The 26,033-nt window shown below is 73.9% G+C and carries 26 protein-coding genes; 17 read left to right on the top strand and 9 right to left on the bottom strand.

The window, feature by feature from the left end:
- Positions 1-111: 111 nt before the first annotated feature.
- On the bottom strand, positions 112-921 hold the full coding sequence (locus ADL08_RS06320; protein ID WP_053641057.1) for a DeoR/GlpR family DNA-binding transcription regulator: 810 nt from the start codon (positions 919-921) through the stop codon (positions 112-114).
- Between the two features lie 149 nt (positions 922-1,070).
- Between ADL08_RS06320 and ADL08_RS06315 the strand changes: the two genes are divergently transcribed.
- Positions 1,071-1,994: an SIS domain-containing protein gene (locus ADL08_RS06315; RefSeq protein WP_053641056.1), complete on the top strand. Its 924-nt coding sequence runs from the start codon at positions 1,071-1,073 to the stop codon at positions 1,992-1,994.
- 237 nt (positions 1,995-2,231) lie between these two features.
- On the top strand, positions 2,232-3,068 hold the full coding sequence (locus tag ADL08_RS06310) for a class II fructose-bisphosphate aldolase (RefSeq protein ID WP_053641055.1): 837 nt from the start codon (positions 2,232-2,234) through the stop codon (positions 3,066-3,068).
- Between the two features lie 9 nt (positions 3,069-3,077).
- Here ADL08_RS06310 and ADL08_RS06305 read toward each other — a convergent pair whose 3' ends face one another.
- Positions 3,078-3,956, bottom strand: coding sequence for a LysR family transcriptional regulator (locus ADL08_RS06305; protein WP_053641054.1), 879 nt, complete (start codon positions 3,954-3,956; stop codon positions 3,078-3,080).
- Positions 3,957-4,028: 72 nt separating this feature from the next.
- Between ADL08_RS06305 and ADL08_RS06300 the strand changes: the two genes are divergently transcribed.
- Together ADL08_RS06300 and ADL08_RS06295 are read left to right on the top strand one after the other, a co-directional pair.
- On the top strand, positions 4,029-5,003 hold the full coding sequence (locus ADL08_RS06300; RefSeq protein ID WP_234352021.1) for a DMT family transporter: 975 nt from the start codon (positions 4,029-4,031) through the stop codon (positions 5,001-5,003).
- Positions 5,004-5,157: 154 nt separating this feature from the next.
- Positions 5,158-6,282 carry an ABC transporter substrate-binding protein gene (locus tag ADL08_RS06295; RefSeq protein ID WP_053641052.1) on the top strand — a complete coding sequence of 375 codons (1,125 nt, stop codon included), beginning with the start codon at positions 5,158-5,160 and terminating at the stop codon, positions 6,280-6,282.
- A gap of 103 nt (positions 6,283-6,385) precedes the next feature.
- Here the strand turns inward: ADL08_RS06295 and ADL08_RS06290 are convergent, their stop codons facing one another.
- Positions 6,386-6,823, bottom strand: coding sequence for a nitroreductase family deazaflavin-dependent oxidoreductase (locus ADL08_RS06290; RefSeq protein ID WP_053641051.1), 438 nt, complete (start codon positions 6,821-6,823; stop codon positions 6,386-6,388).
- A gap of 176 nt (positions 6,824-6,999) precedes the next feature.
- On the opposite strand from ADL08_RS06290, the gene ADL08_RS06285 reads away from it, so the two are divergent.
- Together ADL08_RS06285 and ADL08_RS06280 are read left to right on the top strand one after the other, a co-directional pair.
- Positions 7,000-7,911 carry an alpha/beta fold hydrolase gene (locus ADL08_RS06285; protein ID WP_078968574.1) on the top strand — a complete coding sequence of 304 codons (912 nt, stop codon included), beginning with the start codon at positions 7,000-7,002 and terminating at the stop codon, positions 7,909-7,911.
- 224 nt (positions 7,912-8,135) lie between these two features.
- Complete coding sequence (locus ADL08_RS06280) at positions 8,136-9,350, top strand: S8 family peptidase (protein ID WP_053641050.1); 1,215 nt, start codon at positions 8,136-8,138, stop codon at positions 9,348-9,350.
- 113 nt (positions 9,351-9,463) lie between these two features.
- Here ADL08_RS06280 and ADL08_RS06275 read toward each other — a convergent pair whose 3' ends face one another.
- Positions 9,464-9,925, bottom strand: a complete 462-nt coding sequence (locus ADL08_RS06275) for an Lrp/AsnC family transcriptional regulator (protein WP_053641049.1) — start codon at positions 9,923-9,925, stop codon at positions 9,464-9,466.
- Between the two features lie 94 nt (positions 9,926-10,019).
- Between ADL08_RS06275 and ADL08_RS06270 the strand changes: the two genes are divergently transcribed.
- The 3 genes from ADL08_RS06270 (at position 10,020) to ADL08_RS06260 (ending at position 11,940) form a co-directional block, all read left to right on the top strand.
- Positions 10,020-10,910, top strand: a complete 891-nt coding sequence (locus ADL08_RS06270; RefSeq protein WP_053641048.1) for a TIGR03619 family F420-dependent LLM class oxidoreductase — start codon at positions 10,020-10,022, stop codon at positions 10,908-10,910.
- Positions 10,907-11,335, top strand: a complete 429-nt coding sequence (locus ADL08_RS06265; protein ID WP_053641047.1) for a nucleoside deaminase — start codon at positions 10,907-10,909, stop codon at positions 11,333-11,335. The genes ADL08_RS06270 and ADL08_RS06265 overlap by 4 nt, the downstream gene beginning before the upstream one ends.
- Positions 11,336-11,406: 71 nt before the next feature.
- The gene (locus tag ADL08_RS06260) at positions 11,407-11,940 is read left to right on the top strand and encodes a GNAT family N-acetyltransferase (protein WP_053641046.1); all 534 of its coding nucleotides are present in this window, start codon (positions 11,407-11,409) and stop codon (positions 11,938-11,940) included.
- A 52-nt stretch (positions 11,941-11,992) separates the two neighbouring features.
- Here ADL08_RS06260 and ADL08_RS06255 read toward each other — a convergent pair whose 3' ends face one another.
- Entirely contained in the window at positions 11,993-13,279 is a 1,287-nt protein-coding gene (locus tag ADL08_RS06255; protein ID WP_234352020.1) for a serine hydrolase domain-containing protein, read from the bottom strand.
- Between the two features lie 278 nt (positions 13,280-13,557).
- On the opposite strand from ADL08_RS06255, the gene ADL08_RS06250 reads away from it, so the two are divergent.
- From ADL08_RS06250 to ADL08_RS06235, 4 genes are all read left to right on the top strand, one after another.
- Complete coding sequence (locus ADL08_RS06250) at positions 13,558-14,514, top strand: GlxA family transcriptional regulator (RefSeq protein ID WP_053641045.1); 957 nt, start codon at positions 13,558-13,560, stop codon at positions 14,512-14,514.
- Positions 14,515-14,638: 124 nt separating this feature from the next.
- On the top strand, positions 14,639-15,634 hold the full coding sequence (gene gap, locus ADL08_RS06245; RefSeq protein WP_053641044.1) for a type I glyceraldehyde-3-phosphate dehydrogenase: 996 nt from the start codon (positions 14,639-14,641) through the stop codon (positions 15,632-15,634).
- A gap of 153 nt (positions 15,635-15,787) precedes the next feature.
- Positions 15,788-16,531, top strand: coding sequence for a MerR family transcriptional regulator (locus ADL08_RS06240; RefSeq protein ID WP_053641043.1), 744 nt, complete (start codon positions 15,788-15,790; stop codon positions 16,529-16,531).
- A gap of 101 nt (positions 16,532-16,632) precedes the next feature.
- Positions 16,633-17,574, top strand: a complete 942-nt coding sequence (locus tag ADL08_RS06235; protein ID WP_107092160.1) for a bile acid:sodium symporter — start codon at positions 16,633-16,635, stop codon at positions 17,572-17,574.
- A gap of 120 nt (positions 17,575-17,694) precedes the next feature.
- On the opposite strand, the gene ADL08_RS37540 is transcribed toward ADL08_RS06235, so the two are convergent.
- Together ADL08_RS37540 and ADL08_RS06230 are read right to left on the bottom strand one after the other, a co-directional pair.
- Positions 17,695-17,859 (bottom strand): hypothetical protein, encoded by a 165-nt coding sequence (locus tag ADL08_RS37540; RefSeq protein WP_199836961.1) that lies wholly within the window; start codon positions 17,857-17,859, stop codon positions 17,695-17,697.
- Positions 17,860-18,003: 144 nt separating this feature from the next.
- A complete protein-coding gene (locus ADL08_RS06230; RefSeq protein WP_063885246.1) occupies positions 18,004-18,735 on the bottom strand; it encodes a TetR/AcrR family transcriptional regulator in 732 nt (243 codons plus the stop codon).
- Between the two features lie 185 nt (positions 18,736-18,920).
- Between ADL08_RS06230 and ADL08_RS06225 the strand changes: the two genes are divergently transcribed.
- The 4 genes from ADL08_RS06225 to ADL08_RS06210 all read left to right on the top strand — a co-directional run bounded on the left by ADL08_RS06225 (position 18,921) and on the right by ADL08_RS06210 (position 23,843).
- On the top strand, positions 18,921-20,435 hold the full coding sequence (locus ADL08_RS06225) for a flavin-containing monooxygenase (protein WP_053641040.1): 1,515 nt from the start codon (positions 18,921-18,923) through the stop codon (positions 20,433-20,435).
- A gap of 54 nt (positions 20,436-20,489) precedes the next feature.
- A complete protein-coding gene (locus tag ADL08_RS06220) occupies positions 20,490-21,452 on the top strand; it encodes an AurF N-oxygenase family protein (RefSeq protein ID WP_053641039.1) in 963 nt (320 codons plus the stop codon).
- 94 nt (positions 21,453-21,546) lie between these two features.
- Entirely contained in the window at positions 21,547-23,154 is a 1,608-nt protein-coding gene (locus ADL08_RS06215; RefSeq protein WP_053641038.1) for an FAD-dependent oxidoreductase, read from the top strand.
- 188 nt (positions 23,155-23,342) lie between these two features.
- Complete coding sequence (locus ADL08_RS06210) at positions 23,343-23,843, top strand: hemerythrin domain-containing protein (RefSeq protein ID WP_053641037.1); 501 nt, start codon at positions 23,343-23,345, stop codon at positions 23,841-23,843.
- A 51-nt stretch (positions 23,844-23,894) separates the two neighbouring features.
- Here the strand turns inward: ADL08_RS06210 and ADL08_RS06205 are convergent, their stop codons facing one another.
- A complete protein-coding gene (locus tag ADL08_RS06205; protein ID WP_053641125.1) occupies positions 23,895-24,935 on the bottom strand; it encodes an NAD-dependent epimerase/dehydratase family protein in 1,041 nt (346 codons plus the stop codon).
- A 125-nt stretch (positions 24,936-25,060) separates the two neighbouring features.
- Positions 25,061-25,531 (bottom strand): ATP-binding protein, encoded by a 471-nt coding sequence (locus ADL08_RS06200; protein ID WP_053641036.1) that lies wholly within the window; start codon positions 25,529-25,531, stop codon positions 25,061-25,063.
- Between the last annotated feature and the right edge of the window lie 502 nt (positions 25,532-26,033).

Here is a 26,033-nt window from a genome sequence, read left to right as displayed (position 1 = left end):
AGGAGCGTCCAAAGGTATACGCCCATGCGGTAATTACTGGGTTAACAGCCGGGATCCCAAGACCTCTTGGCCAAGGATTGGTTCGAGTGAATACCAATGCCGACGGACGGGTCAGACGGTGACGACCTTCACCCCGGCCTCGGTGAGCTGGGCGGCCGTCTCCGGCGCGATGCCCGTATCGGTCACCAGGGTGTCGATCCGGTCCAGACCACAGATCCGCGCGAACGCCCGGCGGCCCATCTTCGAGGAGTCGGTCACCACGACGACCCGGCTGGCCCGCTCCGCGAAGAGCCGGCTGATGCTCGCCTCGTCCTCGTGGTGCGCCATCACGCCCAGCTCGGCGTCGACCCCGTCGACCCCCAGCACCACCACGTCGAGCACCACCTCGCTGAGCACCCCGACCGTCAGCGGGCCGACCAGCTCATAGGTCTGGGGGCGGGCGACGCCGCCCGTCGTGACGATCTTGATCTGCGGGCGCACCGCCAGCTCACCCGCGATGTTGAGCGCGTTGGTGACCACGGTCAGGGCCGGTCCCGAGGGCGCCGTCACCGGTCCCGGTGCCTCGGCGCGCCCGCTCGCGAACCGCAGCGCCAGCGCCCGCGCCACCTCCGTCGTCGTCGTGCCGCCGTTGAGCCCGACGACCTCGCCGGGCGTGACCAGATCGGCCGCGGCCTCCGCGATCCGCTTCTTCTCCGGCGCGTGCCGGGTCGACTTGTACCGCAGGGGGAGCTCGTACGACACGCCGTGCGCGACCGCGCCGCCCCGTGTCCTCACGAGGAGCTGCTGTTCGGCGAGTTCGTCGAGGTCCCGGCGGATCGTGGCCGCGGAGACGTCGAGCGCCGCCGCAGCCTCCTCCACCTCGACCTTTCCCGAGGCCGCCAGTAGTTCGAGGAGCGTGTTCCACCGCTCGTGCTTGGACATGGGTCCCTCCCTCCCGGTCGTGCGAGCGTCCGATTCTAGCCTCCGGTGGGTGAGAGATCTGGAAACGTCATGCATGTTTCTGCTTGAATAGGTCGGAGTTCAAGCATGTTCATTCAATATCGCGCAGTATTTCTTGCAAGGAGATCGGCATGAGCACCACCCGCACCGCCGTGGAGATCGACTCCCAGCCGACGACCTGGCGCCAGGCGGCCCGCACCCTGCCCCGGCACGTCGCCGCCCTGCCCCGGCGGGGCGAGCGGGTCGCGGTCGTCGGCTGCGGCACCTCCTGGTTCATGGCCCTGGCCTACGCCGAGCTGCGCGAGTCCGGCGGCCACGGCGAGACCGACGCCTTCGCGGCCTCCGAGTTCCCCTACGGACGCCGCTACGACCGGGTCGTGGCGATCACCCGCTCCGGCACCACCAGCGAGGTCCTCGCCGTCCTCGCCCGACTGCGCGGCACCGTCCCCACGGGCGCGGTCACGGCCGACCCCGCCACCCCGGTGACGGACCTCGCCGACGAGGTCGCCGTCCTCGACTTCGCGGACGAGGAGTCGGTCGTCCAGACCCGCTTCGCCACCACCGCGCTCGCCCTCTTCCGGGCGCACCTGGAGGCCGAGGGCGCCCTCCCCGCGGGCGTGGCCACCGTCGAGGAGGCCGCGCGCGACGCCGAGCAGGCCCTCGCCTCCCCGCTGGACGAGGACGTCCTGACGGCCGAGCAGTTCACCTTCCTCGGCAGCGGCTGGACCTACGGACTCGCCCTGGAGGCCGGACTCAAGATGCGCGAGGCCGCGGGCGCGTGGACGGAGGCGTACCCCGCGATGGAGTACCGCCACGGCCCGATCAGCATCACCGGCCCCGGCCGGGTCGCCTGGGGCTTCGGCCCGCTTCCCGCCGGACTCGCGGACGACGTGCGGAAGGTCGGCGGCATCCTCTCCGAGAGCGGCCTCGACCCCCTCGCGGACCTGATCCGCGCCCAGCGCCTCGCCGTCGCCGTCGCCGAGGCCCAGGGCCTGAACCCGGACACCCCCCGCAACCTGACCCGCTCCGTGGTCCTCTCCGACGTCCATGTCTGACGATCCGAGGTCCACGGCCGACCGGCCCGCGTCCACGTCCAGGACCGACCGATCCACGTCCACGACCGGCCGGCCCGCGTCCAGGACCGACCGATCGTTGTCCATGAGTGACCGATCGTCGTCCACTCCCGACGATTCGGCGCCCGCACCCGGCCGTCCGACCCCCGCACCCGGCCGTCCGGCATCCACGCCCGACCGCCGACCCGCCGCCGACCGCACCCCGGAAGAAGACGCGCCATGCCGCTGACGCCGACCGACGAGATCGCCCGCCGCGCCCGCGCGGCGGGCACCGGAGTGGGGGCCTTCAACGTCCTCCAGCTCGAACACGCCCAGGCCATCGTGGCCGGCGCCGAGAACGCCGACCGGCCGGTCGTCCTCCAGATCAGCGAGAACACCGTCCGCTACCACGGCGTCCTGGAGCCGGTCGCCCTCGCCTCCCTGGCGATCGCCCGCGCCGCCAAGGTCCCCGTCGCCGTCCACCTCGACCACGCCGAGAACCCCGACCTCGTCCGCGAGGCCGTCGGACTCGGCCTGGGCTCGGTCATGTTCGACGCCTCGAAGCTCCCCTACGCCGAGAACGTCGCCGCGACCCGCGAGGTCGTGGAGGAGTGCCACCGCCACGGCGTCTGGGTCGAGGCCGAGCTCGGCGAGGTCGGCGGCAAGGGCGGCGCCCACACCCCGGGCGTGCGCACGGACCCGGAGGAGGCCCGCGCCTTCGTCGCCGCCACCGGCGTCGACGCCCTCGCCGTCGCCGTCGGCAGCTCCCACCAGATGCTGACCCGGGACGCGGTCCTCGACTTCGACCTGATCGCCCGGCTGCGCGCCGCGGTCGACGTCCCACTGGTCCTGCACGGTTCCTCGGGCGTCCCGAACGCGGACCTCGTCCTCGCCGTCACGGCCGGCATGACCAAGGTGAACGTCTCCACCCACCTGAACAAGGCCTTCACCCGGGCGGTCCGCACCCATCTCGCCGACCACCCCGACGCGGTCGACCCCCGCCACTACCTGACCCCGGCCCGCGCGGCCGTGGCCCGGGAGGTCGCCCACCTCCTGACGGTCCTGGCCCCGGCCTGACCCGGGCGCTCACACCTCCCGGAGCGCGGTCAGGAGGCCGCGCACGGCGGGCAGGGCCAGCGAGGACTCCCGCACCGCCGCGTGGATCGCCCGCACCGGCTCCGGGCCCCGGACCCTGCGGACGACCACGCCCGGGTGGCGGCCGCCCAGACCCATCAGCGGGATCAGGCTGATCCCGAGACCGGCCGCGACGAAACCCTGCGCGGTGGCGTACTCCTCGCACTCCACCGCGATGTCCGGGCTGAACCCGGCCGCCGCGCAGGCCTCCAGGACCGCGTCGAGGCAGGGGCCCGGGCCCTCGCTGCCGACCCACGGCTCGGCGGCGAGCTCCGCCAGGTCGACGGCGGCGCGGCGGCCGGCGAGCGGGTGCCCCTTCGGCAGCACGGCCCGGTACGGGTCGTCGACCAGGTGGACGAGCCGGAACCCCTCGCCGTACGCGTCCGGGCCGCCGCCCCGGGGCCGTACGACGAGGGTGAGGTCCGCGTCCGGGTCGGGCGCGCCCTCCGCGATCCTCAGATCGACGCGCACACCGGGGTGTTCGGCCCGGAAGCGGGCCAGGGCGGGGGCGACGAGGTCGGCGCCCGCCGTGGGGAAGTAGCGGACCGAGACCTGCCCCGTACGCCCCGCCCGCAGATCCGCGAGGGCGGTCTCGGCCTCCGCCACCCGCCGGCCGATGGCGGTGGCGTGCTCGGTCAGCAGCCGTCCGGCGGCGGTCGGCCGCACGCCCCGGCCGAAGCGTTCGAGCAGCGCGATGCCCGCCTCCTTCTCCAGGACGGCGATCTGCTGACTCACGGCGGAAGGGGTGTAACCCAGGTTCGCGGCGGCGCCCGTGACGGAGCCACTGGCGACGACGGCCCGGAGCACCTGCATGCGTCTCACATCCAGCATGTAGCAGAGCTTAACGCCGGATGCATGATTCATCGCTTGTCCTGCACGGTGGGGACGAGGGAGCGTGGAGGCATGACATCGGCGATACGCATGGGCGTCCTCGCCCTGCTCTGGGGCTCGGGCTTCCTCTGGATCAAGATCTCCCTCAACGAGGGCCTCACTCCGGGATGGATCACCTTCGTACGGTGCCTCCTCGGCGCGGCGGTGCTCCTGGCGCTCGCGCACGGGGCCGGGCAGCGGCTGCCCCGGGACCGGGGCACCTGGGGGCGGCTCGTCGTCGCCGCCTTCTTCTGCAACGCGCTGCCGTTCCTGCTCTTCTCGGTCGGCGAACAGACCGTCGACAGCGGAGTGGCGGGCGTCATGAACGCCACCACCCCGCTCTGGGCCCTCCTCATCGGCCTGGGCCTGGGCACCGAACGCCCGCTCCGCGCCGCCCGCCTCGGCGGTCTCGTCCTCGGCTTCGGCGGCGTCCTCCTGATCTTCGCGCCCTGGAGCGCGGGCTCCGGCCTCCTGAGCGGAGGCGCGCTCGCGCTGCTCGGCGCGTCCGCGAGCTACGCGGTGGCCTTCGCGTACATGGCCCGCCGTCTCACCGGCCGGGGCACCGCGCCGCTGGCGCTCTCCGCCGCGCAGCTCCTGACGGCGACCGTCCTGAGCGTGCCCGCCCCGATGGCCGGCGGCCCGGCGGCGGTGACCTGGACCGGGGTGTTCGCCGTCGTCGTCCTCGGTGTCCTCGCGACCGGGGTCACCTTCCACCTGAACTACCGCATGATCGCGGAGGAGGGCCCCACCAGCGCCGCGACGGTCGGCTACCTGCTGCCGGTGGTCTCCGTGGCCCTGGGCGCCCTCGTCCTCGACGAGCCGCTGACCGCACGGGTGGTGACGGGCATGGCGGTCGTCCTGCTGGGAGTGGGCCTGACCCGGGTGACCGGGCGGCCGGGTCCCGGGGCGAAGGCCGGCGGTGCGCGGCCGACGGTGAGGTCCGCTCCCGGGGCGCAGGCCAGTGGTGCGCGGCCGGCGGTGAGGTCCGCCGGGTCGGCGGACGGATAACCGGTTGCCCGCCGGCGACGGCGGCGGATCCAATGTCCGGCGTGACCGTCCGGGCGCGCCCGCCGGGGCGGGACGCGGAGGACGCGGACCGCCGGTCCCGGCCGGTGCGCCCGGACGGACCGCGACCGCACCGTCCCAGGGGAGACGCCACCCGATGAACACGTCACCGAGCACCTCACCGTCGCCGTCCGGAGCGGAGCACCCGGACGGGCCGCCCGTCCGTCTGGGCGCCCTCGTCCCGCTGACGCGGCCCGGCTGGACCGAGGCGGGCCGACACCTGCTCGCGGGACTCGCCCTGGCCGTCCGCGAGGTCAACGGCACCGGCGGGATCGACGGCAGCCCGCTGGAGCTCCTGGTCCGGGACACCGCGGCCGACCCGGAGCGGGCCGCGGCGGCCGTGGACGAACTGGCCGGCCTGGGCGTGGCCGCCGTGGCGGGGGAGTACCACAGCGTCGTCGCCCGCGCCGCCGCCGCCCGGGCCGACGCCCTCGGCGTGCCGTTCCTCTGCTCGTCCGCCGTGCTCGACGCGCTCACCGAGGAGCCGACGGAGTGGGTCGCGCGCCTGGCCCCGGCCCAGTCCCACGGCTGGCGGCTCTACGGGGACTTCCTCCTCGGCGCGGGCCGGCACCGGATCGCCGTGGTGACCCAGCCGAGCGTCTACTGGGCGTCCGGGACCCGGATCCTGCGGGACCACCTCGCCCCCCGCGGCGGCACCGTCGTCGCACTCGACGCGAACGCGCTCACCCCCGAGGCCCTGTGCGACGCGCTCGTCGGGCACGGCGCGACGGCGCTCCTCCTCCTCGTCGGCCACCCGGATCCCGCGGTGCCGATCGTCCGGGCCGTCCGGGGCGACCGGCGGCTCGCGGAGATCCTGATCGGCGCTCCGGCCGGACAGCCGGAGTTCGCGGAATGGGCCGAGGCCCTGGGGGAGGACGGTGCCGGGATCCCGTTCCTGCGCTACCTGCCCGAGCGCCTCGGCCCGCTCGGCGAACGCGTCGGGGGGCAACTGCGCGCACGGCTGGGCGAAGCGCCCTCCTTCGTCGCCTTCGAGGGCTGGGACACCGTCACCGTCCTCGCCGCGGCCCTGCGTGCGCACGGCACGGACCGGGCGGCCGTCGCCGCGTCGTGGCCGCGCCTGGCGGTCGAGGGCACCCGCGGGCCGATCCGGTTCTCCCGCGCGCCGGGCACCGGCGTCCGGCAGTGGACCTGGGCGCCGGTCCAGGTCGCCGACCGGGACCCGGCGGAACCCGGTCGCTTCCGGATCCTCCGTACCGGCTGAGAGCCGAGAGCCGAGAGCCGAGAGCCGAGAGCCGAGAGCCGAGAGGCGACGCCGGCGCGGGCCCGGGCCGGTGGCGGCCCGGGCCCTTCCGCCGACCGGCCGGTCAGCCGGTCCGCTCCACCACGAACACGGGGATCTCCCGGTCCGTCTTCCGCTGGTAGTCGGCGTAGTCCGGGAAGGCGGCGACGGCCCGCTCCCACCACTCCCGGCGCTCCTCGCCGCTGACGACGCGCGCCTCCATGTCCCACACCTCGGTGCCGTCGCGCAGCTCGACCTCCGGGAAGGCGACGAGGTTGTTGTACCAGACGGGGTGCTTCACGGCGCCGCCGTTCGACGCCACGAGCGCGTACGCCCCGTCGTGCTCGACCCGCATCAGCGGGGTCTTGCGGAGCTTGCCGCTCTTCGCACCCCGGTTGGTCACCAGGACCACGGGCATGCCGCGCATGGTGGTGCCCTTCGTGCCTCCGGAGGACTCGTAGAGCTCGACCTGGTTCCGCACCCATTCCTCCGGACTGGGCTCGTACTCGCCTTCGAGGGGCATGCGTGTCCTTTCGGGTAGCGTCCGGCGTCGCCGGCTCGGGGTCGGGCCCGACGCTATCCGACCGCCCGCGCGCGCGGCGGCAGGCCGCTCCGGCGGGCGTTGTCGGTACCGGCTCGTAGGGTGGCGCCCGACGGCACGACAGCGGCACGACGGCGGTACGGCAAGGGGAGAGCGGCATGCGGGAGTTGTTCCTGACGCAGGAGCGGGCGTACGTCCGGTGGATCGATCTGCCGGGCGAAGGGCCCGTACGGGTCTTCGTCCACGGCCTCGGGTGCACGGCCGTCTCGGACTTCGCCCACATCGCCACCCACCCCGCCCTCCGCGGCGGCCGGGCGCTCCTGGTGGACCTCCTCGGCCACGGACTGAGCGACCGGCCCGCGGACTTCGACTACCGCATGGAGTCCCAGGCGGCCGCGGTCGCCGCCGTCCTCGACCACCTCGGCGTGACGGGGGTGGACCTCGTCGGGCACTCGATGGGCGGCGCCGTGGCGATCCACCTGGCGGCGGCCCGCCCCGACCTGGTCGCCCGGCTCGTGGTGGCGGAGCCCAACCTGTACGCGGGCGGGGGCGCGTTCAGCTCACCGGTGGCCGCCCAGAGCGAGGAGGCGTTCGTGACGAGGGGGTTCTCCCGCATGCTGGCCCTCGCCGGTCGCGCCGACTACGCCGCCCGGCTGCGCCTCGCCGACCCGCTGGCCGTCCACCGCAGCGCGGTGGCGCTCGTCGAGGGGAGCACGCCCGCCCCGGGGGACCTGCTGGCCGGGCTCGCGGCGCTCCGCGCGTTCCTCGTCGGGGAGGCGAGCCTGCCGGACGCCGGAGCGGAGCAGGCCGCCGCGTCCGGCGTCCCGGTGATCGTGGTTCCCGGCGCGGGACACAACCTGATGCTGGACAACCCGGACGGCTTCGCCGCGGCGCTCGCCCGCTCCCTCGCGGAGACTCCGGCGGACCTGGCGGACCTGGCGGACCTGGCGGACCTGGCGGATCTGGCGGGTCGGGAGAGCCGGGTGAGTCGGGTGAGGGAGGAGAGGTCGGCGGACACGACGGATCCGGTGGACTCGGCGGGCCCGGATTCCGGCCAGCCGCGCGCCTGATCAGGCCACCGCGAAGGGGTTCGGAGGGGGTTCGATTGCGGGCGTGTGGCGGATACATGACAAGGCGTCAACTTCCTTGAGCGGTGCCCGTGGAGCCGCCAGGCTGCTGATCACGCCGGGACCGGACGCACCGGGCCCGACCGTGTACGTGGTCCCACGTGCATCCCCCACAGTCGTGCCGCCCCACCCCCGGGCACGACGTCGACGAGGAGGACTCCCTCGCAATGGCACTCCCGAAGAGCTCCAAGACCCGCTTCGCGGTGACGGCCTCCGCCGCGACCGTGGCCGCCCTGCTCGGCACCTTCGCCGCCGTCCCGGCCCAGGCGGCCCCGGCCGAGGGCACCGTCCTCGCGGCGGGTTCGGCCGACGCCGTCCCCGGCAGCTACATCGTCACCCTGAAGCAGGGGGCGGGCTTCAAGGCCGGCTCGGACAAGGGCCGGAAGCTGATAGCCGCCTACGGCGGCACCGTCCGCAAGACGTTCGGCTCCGCCCTCGACGGCTACACGGCCACCCTCGGCGCGAAGGAGGCCCGCCGCCTCGCCGCCGACCCGTCCGTCGCCTCCGTCGAGCAGGACCAGGTGGTCCGCTCCGACGCGACGCAGACCAACGCCCCCTGGGGCCTGGACCGCATCGACCAGGCGAACCTGCCGCTCTCCGGCACGTACACCTACCCCGACAGCGCGGGCGCCGGCGTCACGGCCTACGTCATCGACACCGGGGTCCGCATCAGCCACTCCGAGCTGACCGGACGCGCCGTGAACGGCTACGACGCGGTCCAGGGCGACACGGTCGCCCAGGACGGCAACGGGCACGGCACCCACGTCGCCACGACCGTCGCCGGAACCACCTACGGCGTGGCCAAGAAGGCGAAGGTCGTCGCCGTCCGCGTCCTCGACAACAACGGCTCCGGCACCACCGCCGGCGTCATCGCGGGCATCGACTGGGTCACCTCGCACCACACCGCCGGCGTCCCGGCCGTGGCCAACCTCTCCCTCGGCGGCGGCGCCTCCACCACCCTCGACAACGCGGTGAAGAAGTCCATCGCCGACGGCATCACCTACGCCGTCGCGGCCGGCAACTCCGGGGCCAACGCCTCCTCCTCGTCGCCCGCCCGGGTCGCCGAGGCCCTCACGGTCGGCGCCACCGGCAACACCGACGCCAAGGCCAGCTGGTCCAACTACGGCTCGGTCCTCGACCTCTTCGCCCCCGGCGTGTCCATCACCGCGGGCTGGCACACCGGTGACGGCGCCACCAACACCATCTCGGGCACCTCGATGGCCGCCCCGCACGTGGCGGGCGCCGCCGCGATCTACCTCGCAGGGCACCCCTCCGCCACCCCGGCCCAGGTCGCCACGGCCCTCGTCAACGGCGCCACGCCCAACAAGGTCACCGGCCCGGGCAGCGGCTCCCCGAACCGCCTCCTGCGGATCGTCCCGTAACCCCGGCCCCGTAACGCGGCCCGTCGTGGCACCACACGACAGTGGGGAACCGCCCCGGAGGCAGCCGGCGCCTCCGGGGCGGTCCCGCGTCCGGAACACCCGGGACGCGTCGCTCAGCGCCCGCGGCGACCCGGCTCGCCCGGACCGCGCGGGGAGAGCGTCCGGCTGAAGACGAGGTTCGTCGTCGTGCTGCCGAAGCCGGCCAGCGCGTCGACGAGTTCCTCCAGATGGCCCATCGACGTCGCCGCCACCTTCAGGACGTAGCAGTCGTCCCCGGTCGTCCGCAGGCACTCCAGGATCTCCGACCGCTCCGCGAGCAGCCGGCGCAGCGGCTCGTGCCGGGTGCCCGGGTACTTCAGCCGCACCACCGCGAGCACCCCGTACCCGACCCGCTCCGGATCCACCTCCGCCCGGTATCCCGTGATCACCCCGGTCTCCTCCAGGCGCCGCACCCGCTCCTTCGTCGCGGACGCGCTCAGGTTCACCCGCCGCGCCAGCTCCGTGTAGGCGACCCGGCCGTCCCGCCGGAGCTCCGTCAGGATCGCCCAGTCCGTCGCGTCGAGAGTCTCGGTCATCCCCCCAGATTACCGGCGGATCCACGGCCGAACAGCCCGTGGACGGGCGGGAATCGCTTCAGAAGGCCCTTCCCGCCGGGCTAGCCTGTGGCGCGTGGAAATCGGAGTCAACGTCCTCAACTTCGGCCCCGGAGCCGACCCGGGAACACTGCGGAGCTGGGCCCAGACCGTGGAGGGCCTCGGCTTCGGCCTGCTGATGGTCTCGGACCACGTGGTCGTCACGCCCGACGTCGCCGAGCGCTACCCGGCCCCCTTCTACGAGCCGTTCACCACCCTGTCCTGGCTGGCCGGCCTCACCACCCGCGTCCGCCTCGGCACCACGGTCCTCATCGCCCCCTACCGACACCCGCTGCTCACCGCCCGGATGGCCTCCAACCTCGACGAGCTGAGCGGCGGCCGACTGGTCCTCGGCGTGGGCGCGGGATGGGCGCGCCAGGAGTTCGCCGCCCTCGGCGTCCCCTTCGAACGGCGCGGCCGGCTGACCGACGAGCACCTGAGGACCATGCGGGAGGCCTGGGCGGACACCGCCGACCACGGCGGCCGCCGGATCCCGGTCTGGATCGGCGGCCACAGCGACGCGGGCATCCGCCGCGCCGTGCTCCTCGGGGACGCCTGGCACCCGCTGCGCCGCACCCTGCCGCAGCTGAGGGAGGGCGCCGCACGGCTGAAGGAGTACGCACAAGCGCACGGCCTCCCCGTACCCGCCCTGGCCCCGCGGATCGCCCTGAGGCTCACCGAGGAGCCGGTCACGGGAGCGGAACGGCTCGCGGGGGAGGGCACGATCGACCAGGTCGTGGACGACCTGGACCGGTTGCGGCTGCTCGGCGCCGAGAGCGTCGTCCTCGACCCGTACCACGGGGACCCCCGCGAGACCGCGCACCCGCAGGAGGCCTGGCGGGCCCTCGCCACGGTGGCCGCCCGCCTCTTCCCGGCCCGCCCCCTCCCCGATCCCGGCACCCCCCGCACCCGAACGGAGCCGTCATGACGACACCCGACGACCACGCCCTCCTCCGGCGCGCCATCGCCCTCGCGGCCGAGGCGCGCGAGGGCGGCGACCCGCCGTTCGGATCGCTCCTCGCCGCACCGGACGGAACGGTCCTGGCCGAGGACCGCAACACGACCCTCACCGACCGGGACATCACCGCGCACCCGGAACTGAAGCTGGCGCGGTGGGCCGCCAGGGAGCTGGACGGGCCCACGGCGGCGCGGACCACGCTCTACACCAGCTGCCAGCCGTGCGGGATGTGCGAGGCGGCCGTCCGGCGCGCCGGCCTCGGCCGCGTGGTCTTCGCCCTCTCGAACGAACAGCTCCTGGACATCCGCCCGGACGCCGGCGGGCCGCCCGTACCGCAGGACGGCCCCGCGCTGCTCGACGAGGTGCGGGCCGTGGTCGAGGGGTACTACCGCTGAACCCGGCGGCGGGGACCGCACCCCGCGCCCGGTGGCGCGGGCGGTCCGCCGGGTGCGTCAGGATGGGGGCCATGACCGAGATCCGCACCCCCCGCCTCGTCCTCCGCCGCTGGAGCGACGACGACCTCGTCCCGCTGTCCGAGATCAATGCCGACCCCGAGGTCATGCGCTGGATCGGCGACGGCTCGGTCCGCGACCTGGAGGAGACCGCCGAGGACATCGAGCGGTACGAGGAGGAGTGGGACGAGGAGGGCTTCGGCCCCTTCGCCGTGGAGCTCCTCGCCTCCGGCGAGCTGATCGGCTTCGCGGGCCTCTCCGTACCGGAGCACCTGCCCGGCATGGCGCACGAGGTCGGGATCGACTGGCGCCTCGGCCGGCAGTTCTGGGGCCAGGGCTACGCCTCCGAAGCCGCCCACGCGGTCCTGGAGTGGGCCCTCCAGGACCGCGGGCTCGACCGGGTCGTCGCCGTCACGCACATCGGCAACGGCGCGGCCGAGAACGTCCTCGCCAAGCTCGGCATGGAGGCCGAGCGCGATCTCGACCACCCGGTCTTCGGCGTTCCCCTGCGCGTCCACGCCATCGACCTCACCGAGTACCGGGCGTGAACCCGAGGGGCGTCCGGCCCGGTGGGGACCACGGACGCCCCTCGGGAACCGGTCAGTGGCGCTCGGGCAGGTCCCGCTCCGCCGGCAGCGACGAGAAGTCGCGGGCCGCGGGCGAGCCGGTGCGCGAGGCCGCGGCCGGCTTCTTGCCGCAGAACGCCGGTTCGAGGGTTCCGCCGAGCGCCGTGTTGACCGCGCCGCGGTTCGTGGAGTTGGCCACGGCCGACAGGCTGCGGCGGCCGTCGCGCGTCGAGAAGGCGTACGTGTAGAAGCCCTGCACGGTGCCGGTGTGCCCGTACACCCGGGTGCCGCACGACAGGTCGTAACGGCGCAGGCCGAGCCCGTAGAACCGGGTGTCGGTGGCGTCCGTCGGCGTCACCGTCGTCATCGCCTCCATCATCGGCGCGGACAGCAGACGGCCGCGCACGAGCGCCTTGGTGAAGGTGTTCAGGTCGGCGGCGTCGGAGATGACGGCCCCGGCGGACTGCGCCCAGGACACGGTCTGCTCCGTGGAGTCCACCAGTGGCTCGCCGGCCGTGTCGGGGTACAGGTACCCGCGCACGTGCTGGCCCGTGATGTGGGTCTCGGGGTGCACGTAGGAGGTGTTGCGCAGCTCCAGCGGCCCGAAGATGCGGCGCTGGTAGGCGTCCGCCACCGGCTTGCCCGTGAGCTTCTCGATGAGCATCCCGACCACCACGAAGTTGGCGTTCGAGTACTTGTAGGACACGCCGGGCTCGGTGGTCCGGGGCAGCGCCAGGGAGAGGTTCACGAGCTCCTGGTAGCCGAACACCTTGTTCCGCACGGACTCGAAGCCCGGCACCGTGTTGGCGAACATCGGATCGGTGTAGTCGGCGAGCCCGCTGCGGTGGGTGAGCAGGTGACGGACCGTGATGCGGTCGTCGGGCAGCAGGCCGGGCAGGTAGGTGTTGACCGGCGAGTCGAGCGTCAGCCGTCCCTCCTGCACCAGCTGGAGGAGCACGACCGTGGAGAAGGTCTTGCTGACGCTGCCGATCCGGAACCGCGACGCGATGTTCATGGGCGTGCCGTTCACCCGGTCCTGGACGCCGGCCGTGCGGCTCTGCACGCCGCCGGGGCCGGAGAAGCGGGCCATCGCCCCCGGCGCGCCGTTGGCCAGGGCGGAGTTCAGCGCGGTGGCCACGCCGTCCATGTCGGGTGCGGGAACGGTGTTGGCCGCCGCCCGGACGGCGGCGGGGGTCTGCGGGAAGGCGGCGGGGGTCTGCGGAACGGCGGCGGACGCACTGGTCGCGGGGGCGACGCCCGCGGCGAGTGCGGCGATCATGGTGGCGCTCACGACCAGGCGTCGGTGTGACGTCAGGGGCACGGTGGTTTCCTCGACTTCATCGGGATCGTCCGGCACGGCACACGACAGGTGTGCGCCGCGGGGCGCGGAGGGACGGCGCCGGCACGGCGCGGCCCGGGGCCCATTGATCATGAGTGCCGACACCCGGGAAAAAGTTCCTGACACGGGCCACGGGAAGCGGAAGGTGTGATTCCGAATCCCGAATCCCGGATCCCGAGGACCGGGACCCGCGCCAGGGGCCGTGACCGTGTCCGGGCGCCCGCGTCCCGCGCCCGACACGCCCCGCGTACCCTCGTGACGTGCCCGTTTCCCGTCTGCATCGCGTCGCCGTCCTCGTCCTCGAAGGGGCGAAGCCCCTCGACGTCGGCATCCCCGCGCAGGTCTTCACGACCCGCGCGAGCATGCCCTACGAGGTACGGGTGTGCGGCGCCGAACCCGGCGTCGTCGCCGGTGGTGACGGTCTGTCGTACCAGGTCGCCCACGGCCTGGACGCGCTCGCGTGGGCCGACGTCGTCTTCGTCCCCGGCTACCGCTTCCCCGACCGCGAGGACCCGCCGCCGGCCGTCGTCGACGCGCTGATCGCCGCCCACGACCGGGGCGCGCGGCTCGCCGCGATCTCGACGGGCGCCTTCGCGCTGGCCGCCACGGGACTCCTCGACGGCAAGCGCGCCACCACGCACTGGCACTACGCGCGGGCGCTCGCCGCCAAACGCCCCCTGATCCGGGTCGACGAGAACGTCCTCTTCGTCGACGAGGGCAGCGTCCTGACGTCCGCCGGTGCGGCCTCCGGCATCGACCTGTGCCTGCACATCCTGCGCGGGGACCTCGGGGTGGCCGCGTCGAACCACGCCGCCCGGCGCCTGGTCGCCGCCCCCTACCGCAGCGGCGGCCAGGCGCAGTACGTGCCGCGGAGCGTGCCCGAACCGCTCGGCGAGCGGTTCGCCGCCACCCGCGAGTGGGCGCTGCACCGGCTCGGCGAACCCCTCACCCTCGACATCCTGGCCCGGCACGCGGCGGTGTCGGCGCGCACGTTCTCGCGCCGGTTCGCCGAGGACACCGGCTACACGCCCATGCAGTGGGTCATGCGGGCCCGCGTCGACATGGCCCGTGAGCTCCTGGAGCGCTCCGAGCGGGGCGTCGAGCAGATCGCCGCCGACGTGGGGCTCGGCACCGGGGCCAACCTGCGGCTGCACTTCCAGCGGATCCTGGGCACCACGCCGAGCGAGTACCGGCGCACGTTCGCCCAGGGCGAGTAGCGGAATCCGCAGGTCGACGGCGCTTTCGCGCTCTGGCGCGATACTTGCGGACCGTGGCGATCACGCCGCTGTCACGGGTGGCCGCCGCGCACCAACATGGGTGGCGAACCGAAGGGACATCGCCATGACTCGTATCGCCATCAACGGATTCGGCCGCATCGGACGCAACGTGCTGCGCGCGCTGCTCGAGCGCGACAGCAGCCTCGAGATCGTCGCCGTCAACGACCTCACCGAGCCCACCGCGCTCGCGCGGCTCCTCGCCTTCGACTCGACCTCCGGCCGCCTCGGCCGCCCGGTGAGCGTGGACGGCGACACCCTGGTCGTCGACGGGCACCGCATCAAGGTGCTCGCCGAGCGCGAGCCGGCGCAGCTGCCCTGGGCCGAGCTCGGCGTCGACATCGTCCTGGAGGCGACCGGCCGCTTCACGTCGGCCAAGGCGGCCCGCGCCCACATCGACGCGGGTGCCAAGAAGGTGCTCGTCAGCGCGCCCGCCGACGGCGCCGACGTCACCCTCGCGTACGGCGTCAACACCGACGCGTACGACGCGGAGCTGCACACGATCGTCTCGAACGCCTCGTGCACGACGAACGCGCTCGCTCCCCTGGCCAAGGTCCTCGACGACCTCGCCGGCATCGAGCACGGCTTCATGACGACGGTCCACGCCTACACGCAGGAGCAGAACCTGCAGGACGGCCCGCACCGCGACCCGCGTCGCGCCCGCGCCGCCGGCGTCAACATCGTCCCGACCTCGACGGGTGCCGCCAAGGCCATCGGCCACGTGCTGCCGAACCTCGACGGCAAGCTGTCCGGCGACTCGATCCGCGTGCCGGTCCCGGTCGGCTCGATCGTCGAGCTGAACACGACCGTCTCCCGCGACGTGACCCGCGAGGACGTCCTCGCGGCGTACCGCACCGCCGCCGAGGGCCCGCTCAAGGGCGTCCTGGAGTACTCGGAGGACGCGCTCGTCTCCTCCGACATCACCGGCAACCCGGCCTCCTCGATCTTCGACTCGGAGCTCACCCGCGTCGAGGGCCGCCACGTCAAGGTCGTCGCCTGGTACGACAACGAGTGGGGCTTCTCGAACCGCGTGATCGACACCCTCGAACTCCTCGCCGGCTGACGAGGACACCGACGGTCCACGCGGCCGCCGTCCCCGGCAAGCGGACCTCCACGCGCCGGCCCCGCACCAGCGGGGCCGGCGCGCGCCCGTCTCCGGTGCCGTCCGGCCGGGCGCTTGACCTTCGAGCCGGGTCGAAGGTCTACGGTCGACGGCGTGAGGACCTACCGCATCTCGCAACTGGCCGAACGTTCCGGCGTCCCGGCCACGACGCTGCGCTTCTACGAGGACGCCGGCCTGCTGACCGCGGGCCGCACCCCGGCCGGGTACCGCGTCTACGGCGAGGACGCGGTGGAGCGGCTGGCCTTCGTCTCCTCGGCCAAGCTCCTGGGCCTGACCCTGGACGAGATCCGGGAGCTCCTCGACGTCCGCGAGGAGGGGGCGTGCGCGTCCGTGCGGGCGCGTCTGCTGCCCCTGGTCGAGGCCCGGATCGCGGAGACCGCGGACCGCGTCGCCGAACTCCGCGCGTTCTCCGCGCGCCTCGCCGCCGTCCGCGCCGACCTGTCCGGACCGGCGCCCGGGGGCCCGTGCGGTCCGGACTGCGGGTGCGCCACGGCCGGCACCACGACCGTCACCACGGCGGGCACCCCGGCCGCCCCCGAGTCGATCCGCGCGGTCTGCGCACTGGACGGCGCCGGGTTCGACGAGCGCGCCGGGCAGTGGCGGCGGCTGGTCGGCAGGGCCGGCGCGCGCGAGGAGATCCCCGGCGGCCTGCGCCTGTCCTTCCCCGCCGACCCCGGCCTCGCCGGTGAGATCGCCGACCTGGCCGCCGCCGAGCAGGACTGCTGCGCCTTCTTCGACTTCACCCTCCACCTGGCCCCGGCCGCTCTCCGGCTGGACGTACGGGCCCCCGCTTCCGCCGCCCGGTCACTGGCCGCCCTCTTCGGAGACCCGGTCTGACCGGCCTGCGAGGATGGCCTCCGGGCCGCGGGGAGCGGCCGGAACGGTACGAGGGAGCGGTTCGGGTGGCGCAGCGGGGACCGCGGGGCGCGGTGGAACGGATGGAGGACCACCAGGTCGCGGTCTACCTGGCGGCGATGGGCGCCGGCGCCCTGCTGGGATGGGCGGCCCCCGCCCTCGGCCCGGGTCTCGCGCACGCGATCAACCCGGTCCTCGGGGCGCTGCTGTTCGTCACCTTCCTCCAGGTCCCGGCCGCCGAGCTGGCGCGCTCGCTGCGCGACGGCAGGTTCCTGTCCGCCGCCGCGGTGGTGAACTTCGCGGTGGTGCCGCTGGTGGTCGCCGCGATGTTCGCGTTCCTCCCCGACGACCGGGCGGTCCGGCTCGGCGTCCTGCTGGTGCTGCTGTGCCCGTGCGTGGACTACGTGATCGTCTTCTGCGGCCTCGCCGGCGGCTCCGCCCGCCGGCTCCTCGCCGCCACCCCGGTCCTCCTCGTCGCGCAGATGGTCCTGCTGCCGGGATTCCTGTACCTGTTCATGGGTCCCGAGCTGGCCGACGTCGTCGAGGCCGGCCCCTTCGTCGAGGCGTTCCTCTTCCTGATCGTCGTCCCCCTGCTCCTGGCATGGGCCCTCCAGGCGTGGGCCGCGCACCGGCCGGCCGGGCGGAGGGCCTGCGACGCGGCGACCACCACGATGGTGCCGCTGATGGCCGCCACCCTCCTCGTCGTGGTGGCCTCCCAGGTCCCCGGGATCGGCGGCAGCCTCACCGACCTCGCCGCCGTCGTCCCGTTCTACGCGCTGTTCCTGGTCGCCATGGCGTTCGCCGGGAAGGCCGTGGCCCGGCTGTTCCGCCTGGGCCCGCCCGCCGGAAGGGCGATCGTCTTCACCGGCGCGACCCGCAACTCCCTCGTGGTCCTGCCGCTGGCCCTGGCCCTGCCCGACTCCCTGGCCGTCGCCGCGGTCGTCGTGGTCGCCCAGACCCTCGTCGAGGTCCTCGGCATGGTCGCCTACGTCCGCCTCGTCCCCCGGCTGGTCCCGGATCCCTGATCCCCGACCGGTTCCGCCCGTACCGGTTCCGCCCGTACCGGCTCCTCCGCGGACCGGACGGTCCGCCGGTCACACGCGCCGGCCGGGCGGCTTCCCGCCGCCCGGCCGGTGGGGCCGGTCCTACCGGGACCTGTCGTCCGGGTCCGTCGGCAGGCCCGCTTCCTCGCGGTCCTCCTCAAGGTGCTCGTCGAGCTTCTTCTCGTCGGGGCGCCGGGGCAGGCCGCGTCCGTGCCCGGTGTCCGGGTCGCCCTCGACCTGCTTGTTCGACTTGTGGTGCGGTGCCATCGGTCGCTCCTTGCCCTGCGGCTGCGGGACCGCGCGGCCGGACGGCCGTCGTGCGGGTCCGGGCTCCGGCGGCGCGAGGGGTCCCTCACACCCGATCCTGGCGCCCACCACCGCGCAAACGGAGCCGCCGGGGTGCCGGGCGGATCAGGGCCGGGGCCGCGCCGGCGGTTCCAGGGCCGCGCCGATCGGCTGGTCCGGGTCGAGTTCGAGTCCCAGCCGCCGGGTGGACTCCGAGAGGACGCCCCACAGGGCGTCGCTCAGGAAGTGGGTCAGGTCGTCGAGGGAGCTCCTCGACTCCGGGCGGGCGGCCCACTGGTTGACCACGCCGTCCACCAGGCCGACCATGCCGAACGCCAGGTTGAGCGTGAAGCCCGCGGGCGCCTTCCCGCCGTCGACCAGTTGCTCGGCGTACGCGTCGAGCAGCCGCGCCAGGTGCAGGGCGATGGCGGTGCGGGTGCCCGCGACCACCCGGGAGCCGCCGGCGTGCTGCTCGGGGGAGCCGGCGCCGAGGAACTGGTGGAGCCGGGGATGGTCCGCGACCCAGCCGACATAGGTGGCGGAGGCGAGTTCGACGGCCTCCCGGACGGTGCCCTTCGCGCCGAGGGCCGGATACAGCGCGGCCAGCAGGTCGTCCGCGATGCGTGCGCGGATCCGCTCGTCCAGGTCCTCGCGGCTGCGGAAGATCCGGTAGACCACGGAGCGGGGCATCCCCGCCTCGGCGCCGATCGCCGCCACGCTGACCGACGGGCCCTCCCGGCCGATCACGGTGAGGGCCGCGGCCAGGACCTGGTCACGGCGCTCGGCCCGGTGGCCGGACCAGCGCGTGTCCCGGCCGTCGGGGCGTCCGTCACCGCGTGCATCTCTGTCCTCCGCCACGGCGTGGATCGTACCCGGCCCTCCGGCGGGGCCGCGCACGCTCGGTTCCCGGGGGTGGCGCATTGTGTGTTACCGCCGGTACCTTGGACGCAGTGACACAGGTAAATTCCCGTACCGGTCGACGACGTTCGGAGTCCGGCGCATCGGTGCGGAAGCACGCGGGTCGGCGACAGAGGGGTATCGAGATGGAGCACCAGCACGTCGATGTGCTGATCATCGGCGCGGGGCTGTCCGGCATCAGTGCCGCCTGCCACCTGGCCGACGGGAACCCCGGCACCACGTACGCGGTCATCGAGCGGCGCGCGCGGATCGGCGGCACCTGGGACCTGTTCCGCTATCCGGGCATCCGCTCGGACTCGGACATGTACACCTTCGGCTACGGCTTCCGCGCCTGGCACGGCACCAGGATCCTCGCCGAGGGCACGGACATCCGCCGCTACGTCCAGGAGACCGCCGAGGAGCACGGCGTCACCGAGCACATCCGCTTCGGCCGCAAGGCCGTCCGCGCGGACTGGTCGAGCGACGAGGGACGGTGGACCGTCGAGATCCTGGACGAGGCCACCGGCGCGACCGAACTCTGGAAGGCCCGCTTCCTCGTGGGCGCCACCGGCTACTACGACTACGACGGCGGCCACCGGCCGGAGTTCCCCGGCGAGGAGCGCTTCGGCGGCACCCTCGTGCACCCGCAGCACTGGCCCGAGGACCTCGACCACACCGGCAAGCGCGTGGTCGTCATCGGCAGCGGCGCCACCGCCATCACCCTGGTCCCCTCGATGGCCGACACCGCCGCGCACGTCACCATGCTCCAGCGCTCGCCCACGTACATCCTGGCCCTGCCCGCCGACGACCCCGTCTCCACCGTCCTGCGCCGGCTCCGCGTCCCCGCCGGACTCGTCCACCGCGTGGGCCGCGCCCGCAACATCGCGCTCCAGCGCGGTCTGTACGCCCTGTGCCGCAAGGCGCCGCGGCTCATGCGCAAGGTGCTGCTCGGCGCCGTACGGGCGCGGCTCGGCAAGAGCGTCGACATGCGCCACTTCACCCCGTCGTACAAGCCCTGGGACCAGCGGCTGTGCGTGGTCCCCGGCGGCGACCTCTTCACGACCCTCAAGAGCGGCAGGGCCTCCGTGGTCACCGACCGCATCGAGACCTTCACCGAGAACGGGATCAGGGTGAGGTCCGGCGAGGAGATCCCGGCCGACATCGTCATCACGGCCACCGGACTGAAGCTCCAGCTCGCCGGCGGCATGGAGATCGCGGTCGACGGCGAGCGCCTCGTCACCCGCGACCACCTCCTCTACAAGGGCGTGATGGTCGACGGCGTCCCCAACCTGGCGATGATCATCGGCTACACCAACGCCTCCTGGACCCTCAAGGCCGACCTCGCCTGCGCGTACGTCAGCCGGCTGATCGCCCACATGGACCGGCACGGCCTCACCAGCGCCACCCCCGTCGCCACCGCGTCCGACCGCTCCCCGGTGTCCGTCATGGGCGAGTCGCTCACCTCCGGCTACATCGCGCGCGGCGACGCGATCATGCCCCGCCAGGGCACCCGGGACCCCTGGCGGATCTGGAACGACTACTACCGCGACCGCCGGGCCCTGCGGAGTTCTCCCGTCGAGGACCCCGCCCTCCGCTTCGAGCGGGCCCTCCCCGGGGCACGGCCCGCCGCGGGCCGTCAGGACCGCGCCCCGGCGGTCTGACGCCGCACCCGCCCACCCTTTTCGGACACCGGACACGAGAGAGCGAGGACGACAATGACCATCAGCCAGGAGAGCTACCACGAAAGGCTCCGGACCCTGTCCGAGGCGTCGGTGCACATCCACTTCGACGCCTTCACCGACATCGACTGGGACAACCCCGACTTCGCCATCGACCCGAAGGACCCCCGCTGGGTGCTCCCCGAGGCCGATCCGCTGGGCGGCCACCCGTGGTACCAGGCCCAGCCGCTGGAGGTCCGGACGAAGATCGGCCTGTGGCGGTACGCCAACATCGTCAAGGTCGGCATGCAGTTCGAGAACGTCCTCATCCGCGGGGTGATGGACTACCTCTTCTCGCTGCCGAACCAGAACCCGGAGTTCCGCTACCTCACCCACGAGGCGACGGAGGAGTGCCACCACACCCAGATGTTCCAGGAGTTCGTGAACCGCGCGGGCGCCGACGTGCCCGGCGGCCGGCGCTCCTTCCGGGTGGTCAGCCGCTTCCTGCCGCTGGCCGGCTCCCTCATCCCCGAGTCGTTCTTCACCGGCGTCCTCGCCGGGGAGGAGCCCATCGACCACCTCCAGAAGGCGATCCTGCGCAGTGGCGAGGACGTCCACCCGCTGATGCGGCGGCTCATGCAGATCCACGTCGCCGAGGAGGCCCGGCACATCTCCTTCGCCCACGAGTTCCTCCGCGTCAAGGTCCCCGGCTACGGGAAGTTCCGCCGCGGCGCCCTCTCGGTGGCCTTCCCGGTCATCATGCGGGTCCTCGGCGACGTCATCGTCGTCCCCGACCGGAAGACCGCCGAGAGGATCGGCGTCCCCCACCGGGTGATCAAGGAGATCTTCTGGAAGTCGCCCGACGGCGAGCGGATGCTCCGCGACCTCTTCTCCGACGTGCGGATGCTCGCCGAGGACATCGGCCTGATGAACCGGACCTCCCGCACGGTGTGGCGCGCCCTGCGCATCGACGGGCGCCCGTCCCGCTTCCGCGGCGAGCCCGCCCCGCACGCCGCGTGACGCCGTAACCCCCGCATCCCCCGGGCGCACGCCGTCCGAGCGGCACACCCGCCCGCCCGCCGGCCCCGTGAACGTGAACGGAGAACCACTCCCCATGCCCTACGTCGTCACCCGGTCGTGCTGCGCCGACGCGTCGTGTGTGCTGGCCTGCCCGGTCAACTGCATCCACCCCGCCCCCGGCGAACCGGGCTTCGGACGGACCGACATGCTGTACGTCGACCCCCGCACCTGCGTGGACTGCGGGGCGTGCACGACGGCCTGCCCGGTGGACGCCCTCAAACCGCACACCAAGCTCACCGAGGCGGAGCTGCCGTTCCTCGAACTCAACCGCGCCTACTACGACACCTCCCCGCACGCCGACCGCACCCCCATGGCCCTCGTGCCCCGGCAGCGCCGGGTGGAGACCGCCGGACTGCGGGTGGCCGTGGTCGGAGCCGGACCGGCCGGACTGTTCGCCGCCGACGAACTGCTCCGCCACCCCGGCGTGGCCGTCACCGTGTACGACCGGCTGCCCACCCCCTACGGACTGGCACGGGCCGGAGTCGCGCCCGACCACCAGGACACCAAGCGGGTCACCGAGCTCTTCCGGGCCATCGAGAGCCAGCCCGGCTTCTCGTACCGCCTCAACACCCGGATCGGCCGCGACCTGCACCACGAGGACCTGGTCCGCGACCACCACGCCGTGGTCTACGCCGTGGGCGCCGCCACCGACCGGCGCCTCGGCGTCGAGGGCGAGGACCTGCCCGGCAGCGCCTCCGCCACCGACTTCGTCGCCTGGTACAACGGCCACCCCGACCACAACGGCGCCGCCCACCCGCTGGACACCGAACGGGCCGTCGTCGTCGGCAACGGCAACGTGGCCCTGGACGTGGCCCGGATCCTGACCGCCGACCCCGACGCCCTCGCCCGCACCGACATCTCCGACCGGGCCCTGGCCGCGCTGCGCGCGAGCCGGATCCGCGAGGTCGTCGTCCTCGGACGCCGAGGACCCGCCGAGGCCGCCTTCACCCTGCCCGAACTGCTCGCGCTCGCCGCCCTCGACGGCATCGACGTCCTCGTGGAGGGATGGCCCGAGGACCTCCCGGCGGACGCCACGCCCAAGACGGCGGTACTCGCCGAACTCGCCGCCCGCACCCCCGTCCCCGGCCGGCGCCGCATCGTCCTGCGCTTCCTGACCGGCCCGGCGCGGATCGAGGGCGACGACCGGGTGACCGGCCTGACCGTCGTACGGACCGAGCTGCGCCGCGCCGCCGACGGCACCGTGCGCGCCGTCCCCACCACCGACACCCAGACCATCGGGACGTCCCTGGTCCTGCGCGCCGTCGGCTACCGCGCCGAGCCGGTCCCCGGCCTGCCGTTCGACGCGGACACCGCCACGGTGCCGCACGAGCGGGGCCGGGTCGAACCGGGCGTCTACGTCACCGGCTGGATCAAGCGCGGCCCCACCGGATTCATCGGCACCAACAAGTCCTGCGCCCAGGAGACCGTCACCGCCCTCCTCGACGACCTCGAAGCCGGCCGCCTGACCGCCCCCGCGGGACCGCCGGCCGCCACGGCCCGCCCCGACGCCGTCGACCTCGACGGCTGGCGGGCGATCGACGCCGCCGAGCGCGCCGAGGGCCGGGCCCAGGACCGCCCCCGCGTCAAGCTCGCCGACCGGGAGGACCTGCTCGCCGCCGCGCGCCGCCCCACCTCCGTCTGACCTCACGGAGCGGCGGCCGGTCCGGCGGGCACGCCCTGTGCGTACGCGACGACCGCCCGCACCACGTCCACGACCTCCCCGGCACCGGCCACCGGTTCGGGCGCGATTGGTTCCCCCCGGCAGGGGTACCCGCCGAACGCGTCGGAGCGCCGCACGACGGGAAGACGGACCGAGGAGGAGACGGCACGATGGCCGGTAGCAAGGACAACCAGGACGTGGTCGCGGCCATTCTGGAGGACCACCGCACGATGGAGGACCTGTTCCGCCGCATGCGGAGCGTCGAGGCGGACCGGGCCGCCGCCCTGAAGGAGTTCTCGGCCCTGCTCGTCGCGCACGGCGAGGCGGAGGAGGCCGAGGTCTACGGAGCGCTCAAGCGCTTCAAGAACGTCGACAACGAGGACGTGGACCACGGCACGGAGGAGCACGAGGAGGGGAACGAGGCCCTCCTCGCCCTCCTCGAAGTGGACGACGTCGGCTCCGACAAGTGGGACGAGCGCCTCGAGGAACTCGTCGAGGCGGTCACCCACCACCTCGACGAGGAGGAGCGCACCATCCTCAACGACACCCGGGAGAACGTCCCCGACGAGCGCAGGAAGGAACTGGGCGGCGCGTTCCTGAAGGAGCGCGCCCGGCAGCTCGCCTCTGACTGCGGCAGCGTGGAGAACGTGCGCCGGGTCGTCCGCGGATGAGACCGGGCCGTGCCGGTGGCCGGCCCGCGCGGCCCGGCCACCGGCACGGCCTCACCTCCCCGGGCTCCCGCCGGCCCCCGTCGTCGCCGCGTCGGCGGCCAGGGGCGGGGTGCCGAGCCCGGCCCCCCGGCCGAGACCTTCGAGGAACTCGCCGACGGCCTCCTCGGAGGTCCACGACGGCGTCCAGTCCAGCTCCTCGCGGGCCCGCGAGGAGTCGAGCAGGGGCAGCCGCAGGACCGCGTCGAACAGACCCGGCGCGGCGGGCACCAGGCGCAGGCGCCACGCGGCGGCGAGCACGGCGCGGGCCGCGCCCGCCGGCACCGGAACGGCGCGGGCCCTCAGGAGACGGGCCAGCACGTCGGTGTCCAGCACCGGATCGGCCGCCAGGTTGAACGCCCCCCGGACCGGCCGCACCACGGCCGCCCGGTAGGCCTCGGCGGCGTCGTCGGTGTGCAGGGCCTGGAAGCGCAGGCCCTTGACGGAGGGCACGACGGGCAGCACACCCGGCCGTACGGCGCGCCACGGCAGCAGGGGGCCCGCGAAGATGCGGCGCTGCTCGCTCGCCGCCTCCTCCTTGAACAGGAACGCCGGCCTCATCCGTACGACCCGCAGGCCGGGGTGGGACAGCTGGAACCCGTCCAGATAGCGCTCCAGATAGGCCTTCTCCCGGGTGTAGGCCGCGCCGGGCCAGCCGTGGGTGGACCAGGACTCGTCGACGGGGCGCCCGTCCTGCGGGCCGGGGGAGTAGGCGCCGACCGAGGAGGCGTGCACCAGGCAGTGCACCCCCGCCCGGGCGCACGCCTCGAAGACCCTGATGCTGCCCAGGACGTTGGTGCGCCAGGTCTCGACCGGGTCGTGCGTGGGCTGGAACTTCCAGGCGAGGTGGACGACCGCGTCGGCCCCCGCGAACAGCCCGGCCAGGTCGGGGCCGCCGGGGTCGACGTCCGCCGCCGCCCAGCGGGTCGCGCCGATCCGGAGCTCGGGGACGCGGCGGGCGACGCCGAGCACGTCCGTGACCGTACGGTCGCGGTCGAGGGCCCGGACCACGCTGGTCCCGACGTTTCCGGTGGCTCCTGTGACGACGACCCTCATGGTGCTGTCCAATCGCGGGGGACGGATGGGGGCGGTGAGGACGTGCTCACCGCCGGTCCGGGCCGGAGAACCGGCCACGCCCTGCGAGTGACCGCGCGGTGCGCTCCGTAAACACCGCCTACCGGTCACCTCTCCGGACGCGGGTGGTCACGGGATCCGGGTGCGGGCGGCACGTCCACCTCGAACCAGACGGCCTTGCCCCCGTCCCTCGGCACGCAGCCCCAGGCGGCCGACAGCCGCTCCAGGAGGTACAGGCCGTGCCCGGAGGAGCGGCTCGGGCAGTGCGGACCGCGGGGCCGGGGAGGCACCGGGCTCCTGTCGCTGACCTGGACCCACAACCGGCTCCCGGTGCGGTCGAGCCGCAGTTCGTACGGGGCGCCGCCGTGGGTGAACGCGTTGGTGACGACCTCGGAGACCAGCAGCAGGGCGTCCTCGGCGGCGACCTGGCCGGGCGCGCCGGCCGCTCCGAACCACTCGCTCAGCGCCCGCCGCGTCAGGTCCCGGCACGTGCCCGCCACCCCGGGCTCCTCCGCCAGCTCGTAGCGACGGGCGTCGGCGGCCACGGGCGGTACGCGCGGGACACGGTGACCGTTCATACGCTGCGGCTTCCCCGGGCGTCCGGGCCGAACCGCGCCGTCCGGGGCCTCTTCCCGGCAGTCGGCGCGGTGGCTTCGGGTGGGGATTGAGCAGCGCGTTTGCCCCGAACCACCTTTCGTAATCCCTCGAATATCAGGAATGTGACCCCTGTTCCCGGAAAGAGGTAAAAGGAGCAAAAGGTGTGAGAGGACCGGTGGAATCCATGAAAACCATGACGCTCGTGGCACTCACGAAACCCATGCCGCCCATGAAATCCGTAACTCCCGTGGCGTCCATGACGTCCGTGGCGGCCGCGACATCCATACGGAAAGAGGGTCCGGGGGGCGAGGGGCCCGAGCCCCGACAGGGTCATGTCTGACGGCGAGCGTGGAGGAGAGGGAGTTCAAGTGCGAAGGCTGTTGTTGCGCGGTGTGCGCGGGGTGGTGTCGCGTTGCCGGGATTTCACGGCGGAGGCGTTGGTGGACTGGGGGTGGATTCCGGCGGGGAGCGAGGCGGGGGAGG

This window comes from Streptomyces sp. NRRL F-6492, assembly GCF_001280125.1.
Taxonomy (GTDB): Bacteria; Actinomycetota; Actinomycetes; order Streptomycetales; family Streptomycetaceae; genus Streptomyces.
Note: the sequence above shows the minus strand (reverse complement) of the source record. Positions and strands in the feature narration are given on the sequence as shown.

Bases quoted from the DNA above. Each gene is read 5' to 3' on its own strand.
- ADL08_RS06205 (WP_053641125.1), bottom strand. From the start codon at position 24,935: ATGAGGGTCGTCGTCACAGGAGCCACCGGAAACGTCGGGACCAGCGTG.
- ADL08_RS06235 (WP_107092160.1), top strand. From the start codon at position 16,633: ATGGAGGACCACCAGGTCGCGGTCTACCTGGCGGCGATGGGCGCCGGC.
- ADL08_RS06310 (WP_053641055.1), top strand. From the start codon at position 2,232: ATGCCGCTGACGCCGACCGACGAGATCGCCCGCCGCGCCCGCGCGGCG.
- ADL08_RS06200 (WP_053641036.1), bottom strand. From the start codon at position 25,531: ATGAACGGTCACCGTGTCCCGCGCGTACCGCCCGTGGCCGCCGACGCC.
- gap (WP_053641044.1), top strand. From the start codon at position 14,639: ATGACTCGTATCGCCATCAACGGATTCGGCCGCATCGGACGCAACGTG.
- ADL08_RS06290 (WP_053641051.1), bottom strand. From the start codon at position 6,823: ATGCCCCTCGAAGGCGAGTACGAGCCCAGTCCGGAGGAATGGGTGCGG.
- ADL08_RS06225 (WP_053641040.1), top strand. From the start codon at position 18,921: ATGGAGCACCAGCACGTCGATGTGCTGATCATCGGCGCGGGGCTGTCC.
- ADL08_RS06305 (WP_053641054.1), bottom strand. From the start codon at position 3,956: ATGCTGGATGTGAGACGCATGCAGGTGCTCCGGGCCGTCGTCGCCAGT.
- ADL08_RS06285 (WP_078968574.1), top strand. From the start codon at position 7,000: ATGCGGGAGTTGTTCCTGACGCAGGAGCGGGCGTACGTCCGGTGGATC.
- ADL08_RS06315 (WP_053641056.1), top strand. From the start codon at position 1,071: ATGAGCACCACCCGCACCGCCGTGGAGATCGACTCCCAGCCGACGACC.
- ADL08_RS06275 (WP_053641049.1), bottom strand. From the start codon at position 9,925: ATGACCGAGACTCTCGACGCGACGGACTGGGCGATCCTGACGGAGCTC.
- ADL08_RS06300 (WP_234352021.1), top strand. From the start codon at position 4,029: ATGACATCGGCGATACGCATGGGCGTCCTCGCCCTGCTCTGGGGCTCG.
- ADL08_RS06210 (WP_053641037.1), top strand. From the start codon at position 23,343: ATGGCCGGTAGCAAGGACAACCAGGACGTGGTCGCGGCCATTCTGGAG.
- ADL08_RS06265 (WP_053641047.1), top strand. From the start codon at position 10,907: ATGACGACACCCGACGACCACGCCCTCCTCCGGCGCGCCATCGCCCTC.
- ADL08_RS06215 (WP_053641038.1), top strand. From the start codon at position 21,547: ATGCCCTACGTCGTCACCCGGTCGTGCTGCGCCGACGCGTCGTGTGTG.
- ADL08_RS06220 (WP_053641039.1), top strand. From the start codon at position 20,490: ATGACCATCAGCCAGGAGAGCTACCACGAAAGGCTCCGGACCCTGTCC.
- ADL08_RS06320 (WP_053641057.1), bottom strand. From the start codon at position 921: ATGTCCAAGCACGAGCGGTGGAACACGCTCCTCGAACTACTGGCGGCC.
- ADL08_RS06280 (WP_053641050.1), top strand. From the start codon at position 8,136: ATGGCACTCCCGAAGAGCTCCAAGACCCGCTTCGCGGTGACGGCCTCC.
- ADL08_RS06295 (WP_053641052.1), top strand. From the start codon at position 5,158: ATGAACACGTCACCGAGCACCTCACCGTCGCCGTCCGGAGCGGAGCAC.
- ADL08_RS06260 (WP_053641046.1), top strand. From the start codon at position 11,407: ATGACCGAGATCCGCACCCCCCGCCTCGTCCTCCGCCGCTGGAGCGAC.
- ADL08_RS37540 (WP_199836961.1), bottom strand. From the start codon at position 17,859: ATGGCACCGCACCACAAGTCGAACAAGCAGGTCGAGGGCGACCCGGAC.